Below are 15505 nucleotides of genomic sequence, written 5' to 3'. Positions count from 1 at the left end.
AGTTGCAGGCCGATCAGGCGCTCACCGACCGTGCGCTGGCCGCCGACCGGGAGCGGCAAAGCGCCGCCGAAGCGGAAGTGCGAAGCTGGCGCGGACGCGCGGGCGAGGCGGCCAAGCGTATCGCGGGCATGGCCGCACGCGAGGAAGCCATCGCCGCCGAGCGCGCCAAGCTGGAGGACAGGCCGGAGGCGCTGGCGGCGGAGATCGCCGCGCTGACCGAGGGCAATGCCCGGCTGTCCGAAGCGGCCGCCATCGCCCAGACCGCAGAGCGCGAGGCGGAAGCGGCACTACGCACGGCCGAGGCGCAATCCAACGCCACGACGGAGGCGTCGTCCCGCGCCCGCGAGGCCCGCGCCGCCGCATCCGCCCGCGCCGACGCCGCCGACGAACGCCGGGTCGAGACCGGCCGCCTGTCCGGCGAACGCTTCGAATGCCCGCCGCCGGTCCTCCCCGAAAAGCTCGGCTTTGACAGCGCGGAGGTCCGCATCGCGCAGACCGAGCAGGCGGACATGGAGCGGCTGACCGCAGAGCGCGAGCGCATCGGGCCGGTCAATCTGGTCGCCGCGCAGGAACTGGCGGAGCTGGAGGGCGATCAGGAAAGGAGCCGCGCCGAGAGCGAGGAACTGACCCAGGCGATCAACCGGCTGCGCGGATCGATCGGCAGCCTGAACAGGGAGGGGCGGCAGCGCCTGATCGCTGCGTTCGAGGCGGTGGACGGCCATTTCCGCCGCCTGTTCACCACCCTGTTCAACGGGGGCCAGGCGCATCTGGAACTGATCGACAGCGACGATCCGCTGGAGGCGGGGCTGGAGATCATGGCCCAGCCGCCGGGGAAGAAACTGTCCGCCCTCACCCTGCTGTCCGGCGGCGAACAGGCGTTGACCGCCGTCGCTCTGATCTTCGGCCTGTTCCTCACCAACCCCGCGCCGATCTGCGTGCTGGACGAGGTGGACGCGCCGCTGGACGACGCCAATGTGGAGCGCTTCTGCGACCTGCTCGACCGCATGGTGGAGGATACCAAGACCCGGTACCTGATCGTCACCCACAATGCCGTCACCATGTCCCGCATGCACCGCCTGTTCGGCGTGACGATGGTCGAGCGCGGCGTCAGCCGCCTGGTGTCGGTGGACCTTGGCGGCGCAGAGGAATTGCTGGCGGCGGAGTAGTTTTTGTAACTACAATGATTGACCGTGGGATGTGAGGACGGGCCTGTCCGGTTGAGCGAGCGTGCTCCTGCGCAGGCAGGAGCCCAGATCGGACGGCGGGACTGGACTCCTGCTTTCGCAGGAGCACGTGCGTATCCAGGCAATCCCGACGATTTTCGCTACCCCCGCTTCAATCCCGCCTTCATCCGCCGGAACAGGCCGCGTTTCGACAGCGCCTCGAACATCTCGTCGGGGCCTTCGGGGTCGAGCACTTCATTGTCGGCGAGCCATTCCTCGATTTCCGATAGATTGGGCGTTTCATAGGGGCGCAGGTTGCGGCGTTTGCCCCGCGCCTTGCCCTTGAAGCGCAGCCCCTCAATGGTCGCGATCAGCGATCCGGTTTCGGCGAGCCTGTTCTTCACCGTCTCCGCCTTGCACCCCAGATGCTCGGCGATCAGGTCGTTGCGGATGGTAGCGATCTGATCATTCATGCCCTCGTTTGCGGGGAGCGCCGTGTCGATCGCAACGTCGCATTCGGTGTCCAGCCGCATCGAGCGGTTGTTCATGTTCGACGATCCCACGCGCAGGATAGCATCATCGACGATCAGTATCTTGGCGTGGACATAGACGGGCGCGCCGCCCTTGGTGAAGGGGTGGTAGATGCGGAAACAATCATGCTTGTCCCGCCGCCGCAGCGCCTCGAACAAGCGCGCGCGGGCGGTGTCCATCGCGATCGGCTCCAGCCAGCCCTGCGCATGTTCCGGGTTGATGATGACGATTTCCGGTCCGTCCTTCTCGCCCAGCCGCCGGGCGATCGCCTCCGCGATCCGGCGGGAGGCGAAATATTGGCTCTCGGCATAGATATAGCGTTTCGCGCGGGCGATATGATCGAGATAGAGGCGCTCAATCTCGATGATCTCCCGCTGGCCCTTCATGCGCGGCGCAGTGCGGGCGATGGCGACATCGGCATTTTCGAACTGCACCGGCAGATCGTCCGGCCAGCAATCGGTCTTGCCTCGTACGGCGCGCAGGGCGTCGCCGCCCGCCCGCCGCCAGCGTTCCCGCGCATGCTTGCCCAGCGCCGCCGCGACCGGACCCTGCAGGGCGGTCGTCGCGTCATGCCAGGGCTTGTAGGGGGTGCCATCGGGATGCTTGCGGCCCGGCTCGCCATCCTTGTGCGCTCGCGTGTCCCACCGGTCGCCGGTCATGTCGATGCCGCCGCAAAAGGCGAAGCAGTCGTCGATCACCACGATCTTCTGATGATGCGAGGCCCCGACCGGGTGATGCTTGTCCAGCTTCAGCGTGATGCGCGGGTGCATCATCCATTTGGCGACAGTGACCAGCGTGTTGCCACGCATCAGCGACTTCATCGCCCCCATGTCCCAACGGAGCAGGAACACCTCCAGATGCGGATTCTGCTGCACCAGCCAGTAGATGAGGTCGCCGACCGTTTCCGGCGCGCCGTCATCCACATCCTCGCTGCGGACAAGATTGATCCGGGCGTCGAAATCCCAGCCGATCAACATGATCCGCTTGCGCGCCTTCATCATCGCGGCGCGGGCCATGCGGAAATAATCCTCCGCATCGACAATGACGCAGGCCCGGTCCGCTCGCTCTATCTTCCAGTGCGTCGCGCCCGTCATGCGGTGCCCACCACGAAGCAGGCGAGAAACATCAGCAGGCCCGCGAAACGGTTGGACCGGAACTTGACCAGCGGGTCGGCCCCATCCTCCTTCAACGTCGCGACCTGCCAAAGCAAATGGAGCGCAACCGGAAGCAGCGCGAGCAGCGCCAGCCCCTGCGGCCGCGCCTGCCAGATTGCCGCTGCCCAGAGAGCCAAAGCCATCATGTAGAGGATCGCCACGCCGGGCCTCACATGCGCGCCCATCCGCAGCGCGCTCGACCGTATCCCGACCAATGCGTCATCCTCCTTGTCCTGCAGGGCATAGATGGTGTCGTAACCGATCACCCAGAAAACCGATCCTGCATAAAGCAGCAGGCCGGGCAGGGTCAGTTGCCCCGCCACCTCGCTCCACCCGACCAGCGCCGCCCAGGAAAAGACGAGGCCAAGCCACGCCTGCGGCCACCAGGTGATGCGCTTCATGAAGGGATAGGCGGCGACCAGCGCGAGGCTGACCACCGCGACGATCATCGCATAGGGACGGAGCTGGACCCAGACGACAAGGCCGATCAGGCACAGGAACAGCAGCCAGCCCCAGGCCGCCTTCAGCGACACCGCCCCGCTCGCCAGCGGCCGGGCGGCGGTACGGGCCACCTGCCGGTCGAGATCGCGGTCGATAATGTCGTTATAGACGCACCCTGCGCCGCGCATGGCGATGCTGCCGAGCAGGAGCCACAGGATGAGATCCCAGCGCGTCACCGCGCCACCCGCCAGCCCGACGCTCCACGCGCCCGGCCAGAACAGCAGCCACCAGCCGATCGGCCGGTCGAACCGGGCGAGTAGCGCGAACGCCCGCACCTTGCCCGGCAACCGCGCGACAAGGCCGCGCGCTTCGCTGTCGGGGACGATGCTGTCAGTCATGATGACGGCATTAGGGGGAGCTGTGCGGCGTGGGAAGATGGTCCATATGTTCGCTTCCCTCATTTCCCGCGAAATTCGATATTTTGTTGCGCGGGAGTGATTTTTTGAAAAAGGAAGGCGGCTGGACTGACGACGGAAAAGAGCTGCGGGGCTTAGCGCTACATTGGCGGTGTAGGACAGGAGATGGGTTGGTCACGACCATAAGCGGATCTTTTGAATAGCTTTGTGCTCCTGCGAAAGCAGGAGCCTAGGGCTATGTCGCACTACTGCACCCTGGGTTCCTGCGTTCGCAGGAACACGGCGTCTTCGAAAAACCCGCAGTCCGCTTCCCACCCAAATTGGCCATCGGCATGTTGGCGGGGGCCGTGCTTCTGTTGATCAAATCGTAGGGATGAGGCTCTATCAACCCGCAGAAACTGGAAGATCGCGGATAAAGATGGGGAGGGGCATCTGTTCAACAGCATCATGTGGATGGCCGGCGCCCTGCTTGTGATCAATCTGTTCACAGTGCTCAGCTTCTGGGATGACAAGGCGCGCGCAGTGGCTGGCTATCGCCGGATTTCAGAAGCCAACCTGCTCCTCCTGGCGGTGATAGGCGGAACACCCGGCGCATTTCTCGCGCGTCATCTATTCAGGCATAAGACGCGGAAGCAGCCATTCAGTACGATCTTGTTCGTGATAGCGGTTGTGCAGCTAGGTCTGTTGGTGGGTTGGTTCATCGCGCCACTCACGGGGGCATTGTAGATATTCAAAAGACGGGGGTATTTGATACCATGCTCCACTCCGGCAGGCGGCCTTCCCGTCCGCTTGCTTATGCCTCTCCCCCGGGGCATCATCGCGGCATGACCAAATATCTCATCTCCTTCCCCAGCGAAGCCATGGTGCTGACGGATGAGGAATTTCCCATCGTCGTCGCGGAATCCCATGCGGTGATCGAGGAGGCCAAGGCGGCCGGCGTCTATGTGTTTGGCGGCGGGATCAACGAGGAGGTCGCCCCGGTGCTGGTGTCCGGCGACGGGTCGGTATCCACCGGGACTTATCCGGGCAGCGTGTTGAAGGGCGGGTTTACGGTGCTGGAGATACCGACACGCGAGGAGGCCGTAGAGTGGGCGAGGAAGATCGCCGCCGCCTGCCGCTGCGCGCAGGAGCTTCGCGAATTCATGTACGACCCGGCGAGTTAGCGCATATAGCGGGCGAAGCCCCCAACCTCGTCCCTCGACATCCCCCCTACATCCCGGCATGAGGCGGACATGCCCGCAACCCCCGCATGGCCACCGCAGAGCGCGCCGCGCCTTTATGTCGATACGGCACTGGGCGCGGGCGTGGCCGTGGCGCTGGACGGGAGCCCTGCGCACTATCTGATCGCCGTGATGCGGGTGAAGGCGGGCGACACCGTGCTGCTGTTCGACGGCAAGTCCGGCGAATGGGCCGCGACCGCGCGCGACATCCGCAAGCGCGACCTGGTGCTGGACTGTGTGGCGCAGACCAAGCCGCCCGAACCCGTCCCCGATTTCTGGCTGTGCGCCGCGCCGATCAAGAAGGGGCGGATCGACCTGATCGCGGAAAAGGCGTGCGAACTGGGCGTCGCGCGTCTGCAACCCGTGCTGACCCGGCGGGCGGTGGTGGACAAGCTGAACCTCGATCGCCTGCACGCCCATCTGGTCGAGGCGGCGGAGCAATGCGGGCGGAACATGCTGCCGGAGCTTTGCGAGATGGTGAAGCTGGACGCCCTGCTGCGCGACTGGCCGGATGGGCGGCATCTGTTTTTCGCCGACGAGACGGGGGGAACGCCCATCGCAGAGGCGCTGACGGCGCATCCCGGCCCCGCCGCTTTCCTGGTCGGGCCGGAGGGTGGTTTCGACCCGGAGGAACGCGCGGCGATCCGCGCCCACCCCGCCGCCGTGCCGGTATCGCTAGGCCCCCGCATCCTGCGCGCGGAGACCGCCGCCATCGCCGCGACCGCCGCCTGGATGACTCTGAATGGCGACTGGAAAGGTTTCGATCCGCAATCGGATTGAAGCCTTCATAGAAGCACCTTATGTGGGGGCGGTCGCGCTCTATTTGACCTGCGCGGGGGAACAGTTAAGGGCGGGGCATGAGCACCAGAACAGACTCAGGGGGGATCGATCCGGTCATTGAGGGCCGCGATCAGCTTATCGCCGCCTTCGCGAAGGGCGAGAAGCCGCCGGAACGCTGGCGCATCGGCACCGAGCATGAGAAATTCGTCTATTCGATGAAGGATCATCACGCCCCCTCCTATGAGGAGAAGGGCGGCATCCACACGCTGCTGATCGGCCTGACCCGCTATGGCTGGTCCCCGGTGTTCGAGGGCGAGAATATCATTGCCCTGTCCGGCGCCGACGGCACGATCAGCCTGGAGCCGGCGGGGCAGCTTGAGCTGTCCGGCGCGCCGCTGGAAAATCTGCATGAGACCTGCGCGGAAACCGGCCGTCACCTGGAGCAGGTGAAATATGTCGGCGACATGCTGGGCATGGGCTTTCTGGGCCTCGGCATGTGGCCGGACAAGGCGCGCGCGGACCTGCCCATCATGCCCAAGGGTCGGTATGAGATCATGCTGCGCCACATGCCGCGCGTCGGATCGCTCGGCCTCGACATGATGCTGCGCACCTGCACCATCCAGACCAATCTGGACTATGGCAGCGAGGCGGACATGGCGAAGAAGTTCCGCACCTCGCTGGCGCTACAGCCGCTGGCGACGGCGCTGTTCGCAAACTCCCCCTTTACGGAGGGCAAGCCCAACGGCTTCCTCTCCTTCCGCAGCCATATCTGGTCGGACACCGACCCACACCGCACCGGCATGCTGCCCTTCGTGTTCGACGAGGGTTTCGGTTACGAGCAATATGCCGACTATGCGCTGGACGTGCCGATGTATTTCGTGTTCCGCGAGGGCAGATATATCGACGCTTCCGGCCTCAGCTTCCGGGACTTCCTTGACGGCAAGCTGAGCGTCCTGCCCGGCGAGAAGCCGACCGAGAAGGATTGGGAGGATCATCTGTCCACCGCCTTCCCGGAGGTGCGGCTGAAAAGCTTCCTGGAGATGCGTGGCGCGGACGGCGGGCCTTGGGGCCGGATCTGCGCGCTGCCCGCCCTATGGGTCGGCCTGCTCTACGACAATGGCGCGCTCGATGCGGCGTGGGATCTGGTCAAGGGCTGGAGCATGGAGGAGCGGCAGGTGCTGCGCGATTCCGTGCCGAAGCTGGGTCTGGACGCGCCGATCGGCGGGGGCCGGACGCTGCGCCACATCGCCGCCGAGGCGCTGGAGATCGCGCGGAGCGGCCTTGCGGCGCGCGGGCGGCTGAATGGCGCGGGCGACAATGAAACCGGCTATCTGACGGAACTTCACGAGATTGTGGCGAGCGGCAAGGTGCCGGCCGAGCGGTTGCTCGACCGTTATCATGGCGAGTGGAAGGGTGATCTTTCCAAGGTCTATGCGGAAGAGAGTTTTTAGCTCTGACGCATCCTAAACCCCGTTCGCCCTGAGCTTGTCGAAGGGCTGCACTTTCTTTTGAAGAAAAGGACAGTGCTTCGACAAGCTCAGCACGAACGGAAATTTGACTAATTTCTCGTGTTACTCCGCCGGTTGCAACGAAACCGGCCGCGCTTTCCGTCCCGTCACCGCCGCCACCATGCGCGGCACCCATCCGTTTCGCGCCATCCAGTCGCTATAGTCGCGATAGGCCGGGTCGGCACCCAGATGCTGCTCCTCCGTCCGCGCGCGCCAGTAATAGACGCCGCTGACCACCGCCAGCGTCACGGTGTTGCGCACCATGTCGATCAGGCTGTCGCTGGTGACGAGGAACGGCACCGTCGAAATCCACCAGAACAGGTTCTTCGATAGATAGGCCGGGTGCCGGGTCCAGCGATAGGGACCGTGGGTCAATATGCCCCGATGCGTGAGGTTGGAGAAGCGCAGGCCGAACGCCACCGTCGCCCAGGCGTAGATGCCGGTCAGCGCCACCAATATGCCGCCGACCAGCCACTGCCCGGCGCTGTTGCCCGCCAGCCAGTAGCTCCATTCCGCCGTGCCATGATGATAGTCGAGCGGGCCGCCCGGCCCCATCAGCACGAAGGGCGGATAGCAGATCAGCGCCGCAACCCAGCCAGACATATAGGGATTGGCAGTGCGGATATGCGCGTCAAGCGGGCGCATCGTCAGCATGTAACCGACGGTCGCGAAGGCAACGTCGATCAGGAACATGGCGGTGATCAGGAAATTGGCGAGGTTCACCGGGTTCGCGACGACCTGCGCCGGGTTCCAGTGGATGACATTGGCGAAGTTCGCCGGCACGATGGAGATCATGAAGGCGAGGAAAAAGCCCTTCACACCCCAGGCGCGCAGATGGTTGGCGACCAGGGCCTTGTCCGCCTTCCCCGCCGCGCCGCCGATGACCCACTGGCCAAAGGCGTAGGCGGCGTCGCGCGGTTCCACCAGCCTGCGGTCCAGCCACAGCACATAGGGGATGGAGAGCGCCAGCAGCCAGGGGGCGGCCGCGCCGAACATCTGCATGGCGAAACGGTAGCCGCCATCCCAATACCAGCGCGCCACGCAATAGAGGATCGCAAGCCCGCCCCATGTCGCCCACAGGCCGGTCAGCTTCACCAGGCTGATGTCGCTTATGTCCCTGAGCGGCCGGGGCGTCCCGTCCCAGTCAATACCGGTCGTCGGGTTGCGATGCACCCTGTCCACCAGCAGGGACCAGAGCACCATCGGGATACCGCAGGCGAAAATGGCGGTCATCCCCGCATAGGGACCGTCCATGCCATAATGCCAGCCAAGAAGCGTCCAGGCGACGAGGCCCAGCAGCCCCGCAAGGCCGACGCCATGGCCCACGGCCGACTTCGGACAGGGATCGCCCAGAACAGGATGCGGCTTGTTCATGCCCAGCGGCATAGCGGGCAATGGTAATCAAGCGGTGAAGGCGACGGGGAATGCGAGGGTGTCCGGTCTCTATGCGGATCAGGCCGCGAGGCGTTCCAGGGCGTCGGCCAGCATCACGCCACGGCCGGTCAGCGCATAGTCGCTGGCGGGGGGAAAGCCGTCCGTGACGCGCCGGTGCAGCACGTCATGCCCGACCAGCGCCTTCAGACTGCCGGTCAGGGCGCGGGGGGTGACGCCCTCCAGCCCGCGGGCAATGGCGTTGAAGCGGTTATGCCCGTCCGCGACCAGCCGGATCACCGGCAGGCTCCAGCGGGTGAGCGCGTCGGGCGGGAGGCCGGCGGCGGCTTGCGACAGGATGACCGCGCGGCACCCCTCCCCGACGCGCGCGCCGTCGGCCGTCAGCACATAGTCCGGCCGCAGCGGGTGGCCGTGGCCGGGATTGCGGATGACCCAGCCCGCCGCAACCGCCGCCTCCAGCGTGCGGGACAGGCTTTCGCGCGGGATGCCCATGCTGTTGGCCATATGCACGAACCGCCCGCCGCCATGGGTGGCGAGGAAGGCGAGCAGCGGCACAGTCCAGCGATAGCGGCCCAGCTCGGAAATCGTGGTGATTGACGGCATTTCATATCAACTATACTTTCATGACTTAAGATGCAAGACTCGGAGAAACCGGGGGTGAGAAGCTGGAATGGGCGCATGCGGTGGGCTGGCGCAGGGATATTGGGCGCGGGATATCAGGCGTGGGGATGTCGGTGCGCGGGGACATCGTTGCGCAGGGATTGGCGCGCAGGACGTCGCGCGGGCGCTCCTGCGCACGGAGGTCAAGATATTGGGGTCGGGTGCTGGGGTGGTTGGGGTACTGGCGCCAGTGCACCGGCATCAGCGCACGGAGATCAGCGTACGGCATGGACGCCTGCGCCCGGACAGGCGTCATTGCGCCGCCGGGGCATCCGCGGAGCGCAATGGCGCATTTGGCGAAGGAAGGGACGGGAGATGGTGGGATTGAACTATGATGGCGGCCTGACGCTGGCGATGACGGCGACCAGCCTGGACCGGACGATCGCCTGGTATGAAAGCGTGCTGGGCTTCACCCTGCTCTACCGGATGAACGACATCGCCTGGTGCGAGATGCAAAGCCCGGTCGCGCGCGTGAATATCGGCTTCAGCGAGGTGGAGGCGGTGACGCCGGGCGGCGGCGCGGTGCCGACCTGGGGCGTCAGCGATATCGAGGCGGCGAAGGCCACGCTGGCCGCGCAGGACGTACGCATGGACGGGGACATCATGGTGATCCCGGATATGGTGAAGCTGCTGACCTTCTTCGGCCCGGACGGAAACGCCCTGATGTTCTATCAGGATATGGCCGCCGCCTGACGCCTATCCGCCCAGCACGTTAATGGTGAAGGCCAGAATGCCGAGGTTGAATATGAAGGCGGCGAGGCAGTGGAAGATGGCGACCCGCCGCACCTTCACCGTCGTCATGCCGACGTCGGACGTCTGGAACGTCATGCCCAGCGTGAAGGCGAAATAGATGAAGTCCCAGTATCCCGGCTCTTTCGTACCGGGAAAGTCGATCCCGCCGCTATCCTTGCCGCCCGCCCCGGCGAGATAGAAGATATGCGCATAGTGCAGCGCATAGATCATGTTGGAAAACAGCCATGCGATGCAAAGCGTCGCCAGCAGCAGCGCCGTCGCGACCGGCGTCGGCTGTCCCCGGCCCGACACGGCGACGCCGACCGCGACCAGGATCACCGCCATGACAATGCCGGTGATGACCAGCATGCCCGCCCGGTTGGCGTCATTCTCCTTCGCATTCTGCCGCATCCGCTTCGCGTCGGCGTCGAGCAGCGCGCGCAGGCTGGCGAGGAAGCCCAGCGCCGCGATATCGAACCCGCCCATCACCGCCTCATGCCAGGGCAGGAACAGGCCCAGCGGCGCGGCCACCGCCAGGAGCGCCAGGAACATGCCATAGCGCCAGGGGAAGATGGGGGATTTGGCTGTGGTTGCGACCATGGCTTGAGAAACCGTGGGTTGGAGTGGCTTCAGATAGCGTCCTGAAGGCGCCGCACGGGTGGCTGCGCATGTTGCCTTGCACACCAAAGGTCATAATTGGCCTGCATCGCAAGCCATGCCCGCGCCGTGCTCGCGCCCGCCTGTTCAAGCCGAACCGCGAGATCCGGGCTGATCGCAGCTTTCCCATTCAACACGCGCGACAGAGCGACACGCGACATGGCGAGCCGCTGCGCCGCCTCGGTAACGGACAGGTTCAATGCAGCGATAACCTCATCGCGCAGCAGTTCACCGGGATGGGGAGGGGTGTGCATCATCGTCAGCCTCAATGGTAATCCTGATAATCGACCAGTTCAGTGTCGGTGCCGACAAAGCGGAAGGTGACACGCCAGTTGCCATTGACCCAAACCGACCAATGCCCCTTCAAGTCGCCCTTCAGCGGATGAAGCTTAAAAGACGGCAGATTCATGTCATCCGGACCCGCTGCCACATCCAGAAGCGCAAGGATATTCCGGAGCTTCTTCACATGGGAAGCCTGAACGCCCCGCGTCGTGCCTCTGCTATATAAGGCTTCAAGTCCCTTATGCCGAAATCCGACTATCATGCATCACTGTATCTCGTAGCGTTACACGATGCAAGTCTGTGTGCAAATATCATAATCAACCGGTTTAGAAAATCTGACATCGCCTAACAGGCGATCAACCCCCTCGCCCGGCTGGTGGCGGTCTGGGTGTCTACGGCGAGTTTCTTTACTTCGGCGGCGACTACGGAGAAGCCCTGCCCGGCTTCCCCCGCGCGCGCGGCCTCTATCGTGGCGTTAAGGGCCAGCAGGTTGGTCTGGCGGGCGATGGCGTCGATGGAATCGACGATGGACACCACCTGGCTCAATACCGCCTCGGTGTCCGCGCGCCGCTCCATCTCCTTGGATCGCAGCGCCTGTTCGGCCTGCGCCTTCGCCTCCATGGCGAATTTTTCGGCGCTGATGTCATTGGCGAACTTCACGATGCCGATCAGTTGCCCATCCGCGTCATGCAATGGGTTGTAGCTGCCCCGTATCCAGATCGGATCGCCCTTGCTGTCGACCCGGCGATATTCGCTGGTGTCGAACCGGCCGGACCGCAACTTTTCCCAGAAACGGCGATATTCAGAAGATTCGGCATAGCCCGGCTCACAGAATAGCCGGTGATGCCGCCCGGCAATGTCGCTATAGCGGTAGCCAAACAACGCCAGGAAATTGTCGTTTGCCCCGGTGACGCATCCGTTCATGTCGAACGTGATGACCGCCGCGCTTCGCTCTATCGCCTGCCACATGGCGGCGGGATTAATATCCAGCCCGTGCATCCCCGTCCCACTCCAACCAAAATGGATATATGAGCTGTTTCGGGTAAAAAGCAGGTTAACTCTGTGCGCCAATCTCGCGCCGCGCATTAGCGGTCGCGGCGGCCCAGCAGGCGCAGCCGCAGGGCGTTGAGCTTTATGAAGCCCGCCGCGTCGCGCTGGTCATAAGCGCCGGCATCATCCTCAAACGTCACTACCTTCTCGCTGTAGAGCGAGTAGGGCGATTTCCGGCCGATGACATAGACGCCGCCCTTGTAGAGCTTGAGCTTTACGGTGCCGGTCACCTTCTCCTGGCTGTAATCGATCGCCGCCTGCAGCATCTCGCGCTCCGGCGAGAACCAGAAGCCGTTATAGATGAGTTCGGCGTAGCGCGGGGCCAACTCATCCTTCAGGTGGGCGGCGCCGCGATCCAGCGTCAGTTGCTCGATGCCGCGATGGGCGAGATGGTAGATGGTGCCGCCCGGCGTTTCATACATGCCGCGCGACTTCATGCCGACGAAGCGGTTTTCCACCAGATCGAGGCGGCCGATGCCATGCTTGCGGCCATAATCGTTCAGCGTTTCCAGCAGGGTGGCGGGCGACATCGCCTGACCGTTGATGGCGACGCCGTCGCCCTTCTCAAAATCGATGGTGATGATTTCCGGCGCGTCGGGCGCATCCTCCGGGTTCACGGTGCGGGAATAGACATAATCGGGCACTTCGCCCCACGGGTCCTCCAGCACCTTGCCCTCCGACGAGGTGTGCAGCATGTTCGCGTCGGTCGAGAAAGGGCTTTCGCCGCGCTTGTCCTTGGCGATGGGGATCTGGTTCTGTTCGGCGAACTCGATCAGGCGGGTGCGGCTGGTCAGGTCCCATTCGCGCCAGGGCGCAATGACCTTGATGTCGGGCGACAGCGCATAATAGCCCAGCTCGAAACGGACCTGATCATTACCCTTGCCGGTCGCGCCATGCGACACCGCGTCGGCATTGACCAGTTTCGCGATCTCGATCTGACGCTTGGCGATCAGCGGCCGGGCGATCGACGTGCCGAGCAGATACAGTCCCTCATAGAGCGCATTGGCGCGCATCATCGGGAACACATAGTCGCAGACGAACTCCTCGCGCAGATCGTCGATGAAGATATGTTCGGGCTTCACGCCCATCAGCTCGGCCTTCTTGCGCGCCGGCTCCAGCTCCTCGCCCTGGCCCAGATCGGCGGTGAAAGTCACCACCTCGCAATTATAGGTCTGCTGCAGCCATTTGAGGATGACGCTGGTGTCGAGGCCGCCCGAAAAGGCGAGGACGATGCGGTTGATCTTGTCGGACATGGACGGGCTTCCTGAACGCGCGGGTTACGGGCGCGCCGGTATCAGGCAGGGGGGCCAAGCGCAATGCCCCCTGCCCGATAGCGGCGCGGAATATCTCCCGCACCGAAACGGTTTTGCGCGCGCGGTCAGATCCAGCCCCGCAGCCCCGCGATCATCCACAGGCCAAGCAGCAGGAACAGCAGCGCCGCGCCGACCTGCAACGCGCGCATCGGCACCCGCTTCGCCAGCGCCTCGCCGCCCAATACGGCGGGGACGTTGGCGATCATCATGCCCAGCGTCGTGCCCGCCGTCACCGCATAGACATTGGCGAAGCGCGCGCCCAGCGCAACAGTCGCCACCTGCGTCTTGTCCCCCATCTCCACCAGGAAGAAGGCGACCAGCGTGGTCATGAAGATGCCCGCCTTCGACGGGGCCTTGAGCGGCGCATCCTCGTCGATCTTGTCGGGGATCAGCGTCCATGCCGCCATCGCGATGAAGCTGAACGCCACGGCGTAGCGGAACCACGGCGCATCAAGCAGCCCGGCAATCTGGTGCCCCACCAGCGCGGCGAGGAAATGGTTGGCCAGCGTGGCGGCGAAGATGCCCGCGATGATCGGCAGGGGTTTGCGGAACCGGGTGGCGAGCAGCATGGCGAGAAGCTGCGTCTTGTCGCCCATTTCGGCAAGGGCGACGAGCGCGGTGGAGGTCAGCAAGGCTTCCATGAGACATGTTCCTGGGCCGGGCTGGTTAAAGACGCAATGCCACCGCGCCTCCCCGCCCGGCCGGACAAGGGGGTCGCGATGCCATTGGTCTCGCCCGGAACGGATGTCCGTTCCCCATGCGCCATGGCCTCTCGGCCAAATATGTTGACGCATGGCCCGCCCGGCGTCCGGACGGCTGGCTACTCCCCAGATGACGCGGCCTGTCTAGGCGGATTCGGCGCGAAAAACAAGGCGGCTGCCCAATGAGAAGGCGAAGGATAAGGGGCGCGCATTTACGCCTTTCCGCTTACGACGAATGTCTAATTGCCTGAATCCCGCGACTTACAGTAGTTAATGGCCATCCTTCCTCGGGTCGCAGCCGGTGAAGGTCGTTGCCGGGGCCGGGGGGTTTGGCGGCAGCGATTGGGTCGAACTTTTGACCTTTTGTGTGTGTGGCGCGCTCCTCAAGCGCTTGCCTTCTCCGCCGGCGTTCCCAACGGGACGCCGGCGGTTTTTTACGCCAGCATCGCGGCCAGCAGCGGCGCGCTCAGCCGGGCGACCGCACCCAGCCGTTCCGCGCTCCACCCTTCCCGCGCGCCCGCCGACAGGCCGGACATCATGCTGACGACATAATCGGCGACCAGATCGGCCATCCCGGCATGGGTCCGCGCCACGAACGCGCGCACATAATCCCGGCTGGCGGCCTTCAACGCCTGCGCCTTGGCGGCGCTGTGCGGATCGCCGGACGCGCGCGCCGATTCCAGCACCAGGCAGCCGGTGGTATGCGGATCGGCGGCATAGAGACGCGCCGCCGCCGCCAGCAACTCGGCAAGCGCCTCGGCTGGCGGCCGTCCCGGCGCAAGAATATCCTCCAGAGGCAGGGCGCAGGCGGAGTAGCGCTCCAGCACCTGTTCGAACAATCCGGCCTTGCTGCCGAACGCCGCGTAGAAGCTGGGCGGGTTTATCCCCAGCGCCTCCGTGATGGCGGCCACGCCCACCGCGTCATAGCCATGTTCGTGGAACAGCGCCTGCGCCGTGCCCAGCGCAGCGTCCACATCAAAGCCCCTTGGCCTGCCCCGGCCCTTCGAATTTATTTTAGCAGTCATTACAAAAATCCTTGACGCGCCCTTTCTCCGTATTATGTAGCGCTCATTACATATTCATGCAAGGAACATCGTCATGAGCAGCCACTTCACCCATCAGAAAGTCCTCGTCATCGGCGGCAGCCGGGGCATCGGCGCGGCCATCGTCCGCCGGTTCAGCAAGGAGGGCGCGGATGTCGCCTTTACCTATGCCGGGTCGAAGGACGCGGCGGATGCGCTGGCCGCCAGCACCGGCGCGACCGCCATCCGGTCCGACGCCGCCGTCCGCGACGAGGTGATCGGCGTGGTGAAGGCGCAGGGACCGCTGGATGTGCTGGTCGTCAATGCGGGCGTCGCCGTGATCGACGATTCGCTGGCCATCGACCCGGACGCCGTGGACCGGATGATCGACATCAATGTGCGCGCGCCCTATCACGCCGCGGTCGAAGCGGCCCGGCAGATGCCCGACGGCGGCCGCATCATCGTGATCGGATCGGTCAATGG

General features: G+C 64.6%; 19 protein-coding genes and 1 riboswitch. Of the genes, 8 read left to right on the top strand and 11 right to left on the bottom strand.

Going from position 1 to position 15505, the window contains the following annotated elements:
• Positions 1-1166, top strand: a 1166-nt coding sequence (locus tag BHQ40_RS21430) for a coiled-coil domain-containing protein (protein ID WP_494338031.1), incomplete at its 5' end; no start/stop codon positions are given.
• A 158-nt stretch (positions 1167-1324) separates the two neighbouring features.
• Here the strand turns inward: BHQ40_RS21430 and BHQ40_RS21425 are convergent.
• Positions 1325-2788: a phospholipase D-like domain-containing protein gene (locus BHQ40_RS21425; protein ID WP_070157834.1), complete on the bottom strand. Its 1464-nt coding sequence runs from the start codon at positions 2786-2788 to the stop codon at positions 1325-1327.
• Positions 2785-3687 (bottom strand): 4-hydroxybenzoate octaprenyltransferase, encoded by a 903-nt coding sequence (gene ubiA, locus BHQ40_RS21420; protein WP_070157837.1) that lies wholly within the window; start codon positions 3685-3687, stop codon positions 2785-2787. Before ubiA ends, BHQ40_RS21425 begins: the two co-directional genes overlap by 4 nt.
• A 471-nt stretch (positions 3688-4158) precedes the next feature.
• Between ubiA and BHQ40_RS21415 the strand changes: the two genes are divergently transcribed.
• From BHQ40_RS21415 to BHQ40_RS21400, 4 genes are all read left to right on the top strand, one after another.
• Entirely contained in the window at positions 4159-4431 is a 273-nt protein-coding gene (locus BHQ40_RS21415; RefSeq protein WP_070157836.1) for a DUF1294 domain-containing protein, read from the top strand.
• 98 nt (positions 4432-4529) lie between these two features.
• Positions 4530-4868 carry a YciI family protein gene (locus tag BHQ40_RS21410; protein ID WP_070157833.1) on the top strand — a complete coding sequence of 113 codons (339 nt, stop codon included), beginning with the start codon at positions 4530-4532 and terminating at the stop codon, positions 4866-4868.
• Between the two features lie 69 nt (positions 4869-4937).
• On the top strand, positions 4938-5705 hold the full coding sequence (locus BHQ40_RS21405; protein WP_070157832.1) for a 16S rRNA (uracil(1498)-N(3))-methyltransferase: 768 nt from the start codon (positions 4938-4940) through the stop codon (positions 5703-5705).
• A 77-nt stretch (positions 5706-5782) separates the two neighbouring features.
• Positions 5783-7156, top strand: a complete 1374-nt coding sequence (locus BHQ40_RS21400; protein ID WP_070157831.1) for a glutamate--cysteine ligase — start codon at positions 5783-5785, stop codon at positions 7154-7156.
• Between the two features lie 120 nt (positions 7157-7276).
• On the opposite strand, the gene BHQ40_RS21395 is transcribed toward BHQ40_RS21400, so the two are convergent.
• Positions 7277-8587 carry a methyltransferase family protein gene (locus BHQ40_RS21395; RefSeq protein ID WP_139139404.1) on the bottom strand — a complete coding sequence of 437 codons (1311 nt, stop codon included), beginning with the start codon at positions 8585-8587 and terminating at the stop codon, positions 7277-7279.
• A 78-nt stretch (positions 8588-8665) separates the two neighbouring features.
• Positions 8666-9208, bottom strand: a complete 543-nt coding sequence (locus tag BHQ40_RS21390) for a winged helix-turn-helix transcriptional regulator (RefSeq protein ID WP_070157829.1) — start codon at positions 9206-9208, stop codon at positions 8666-8668.
• 67 nt (positions 9209-9275) lie between these two features.
• On the opposite strand from BHQ40_RS21390, the gene BHQ40_RS25870 reads away from it, so the two are divergent.
• Both BHQ40_RS25870 and BHQ40_RS21385 read left to right on the top strand, forming a co-directional pair.
• Entirely contained in the window at positions 9276-9593 is a 318-nt protein-coding gene (locus BHQ40_RS25870; RefSeq protein WP_139139403.1) for a hypothetical protein, read from the top strand.
• Entirely contained in the window at positions 9581-9958 is a 378-nt protein-coding gene (locus BHQ40_RS21385; RefSeq protein WP_070157828.1) for a VOC family protein, read from the top strand. Before BHQ40_RS25870 ends, BHQ40_RS21385 begins: the two co-directional genes overlap by 13 nt.
• A 3-nt stretch (positions 9959-9961) precedes the next feature.
• On the opposite strand, the gene BHQ40_RS21380 is transcribed toward BHQ40_RS21385, so the two are convergent.
• From BHQ40_RS21380 to BHQ40_RS21350, 7 genes are all read right to left on the bottom strand, one after another.
• Positions 9962-10597, bottom strand: a complete 636-nt coding sequence (locus BHQ40_RS21380; RefSeq protein WP_070157827.1) for a DUF1345 domain-containing protein — start codon at positions 10595-10597, stop codon at positions 9962-9964.
• Positions 10598-10626: 29 nt separating this feature from the next.
• Positions 10627-10911 carry a HigA family addiction module antitoxin gene (locus BHQ40_RS21375; RefSeq protein ID WP_070157835.1) on the bottom strand — a complete coding sequence of 95 codons (285 nt, stop codon included), beginning with the start codon at positions 10909-10911 and terminating at the stop codon, positions 10627-10629.
• A gap of 8 nt (positions 10912-10919) precedes the next feature.
• Complete coding sequence (locus BHQ40_RS21370) at positions 10920-11198, bottom strand: type II toxin-antitoxin system RelE/ParE family toxin (RefSeq protein WP_070157826.1); 279 nt, start codon at positions 11196-11198, stop codon at positions 10920-10922.
• An 83-nt stretch (positions 11199-11281) separates the two neighbouring features.
• Positions 11282-11935 (bottom strand): methyl-accepting chemotaxis protein, encoded by a 654-nt coding sequence (locus BHQ40_RS26900; protein ID WP_070157825.1) that lies wholly within the window; start codon positions 11933-11935, stop codon positions 11282-11284.
• 86 nt (positions 11936-12021) lie between these two features.
• Positions 12022-13239 (bottom strand): argininosuccinate synthase, encoded by a 1218-nt coding sequence (locus BHQ40_RS21360; protein WP_070157824.1) that lies wholly within the window; start codon positions 13237-13239, stop codon positions 12022-12024.
• 125 nt (positions 13240-13364) lie between these two features.
• The gene (locus BHQ40_RS21355; RefSeq protein ID WP_070157823.1) at positions 13365-13940 is read right to left on the bottom strand and encodes a TMEM165/GDT1 family protein; all 576 of its coding nucleotides are present in this window, start codon (positions 13938-13940) and stop codon (positions 13365-13367) included.
• A gap of 96 nt (positions 13941-14036) precedes the next feature.
• Positions 14037-14144: riboswitch (yybP-ykoY riboswitch) on the bottom strand.
• A gap of 290 nt (positions 14145-14434) precedes the next feature.
• Positions 14435-15025: a TetR/AcrR family transcriptional regulator gene (locus BHQ40_RS21350; protein WP_070157822.1), complete on the bottom strand. Its 591-nt coding sequence runs from the start codon at positions 15023-15025 to the stop codon at positions 14435-14437.
• 73 nt (positions 15026-15098) lie between these two features.
• On the opposite strand from BHQ40_RS21350, the gene BHQ40_RS21345 reads away from it, so the two are divergent.
• Positions 15099-15505: SDR family NAD(P)-dependent oxidoreductase (locus tag BHQ40_RS21345; RefSeq protein WP_139139401.1), on the top strand; the 407-nt coding region annotated here is incomplete at its 3' end.

Source organism: Sphingobium phenoxybenzoativorans, from assembly GCF_001757355.1.
Lineage (GTDB): Bacteria > Pseudomonadota > Alphaproteobacteria > Sphingomonadales > Sphingomonadaceae > Sphingobium > Sphingobium phenoxybenzoativorans.
The sequence above is the reverse complement of the archived record's forward strand: the minus strand, read 5'-3'. Positions and strand labels throughout refer to the sequence as shown.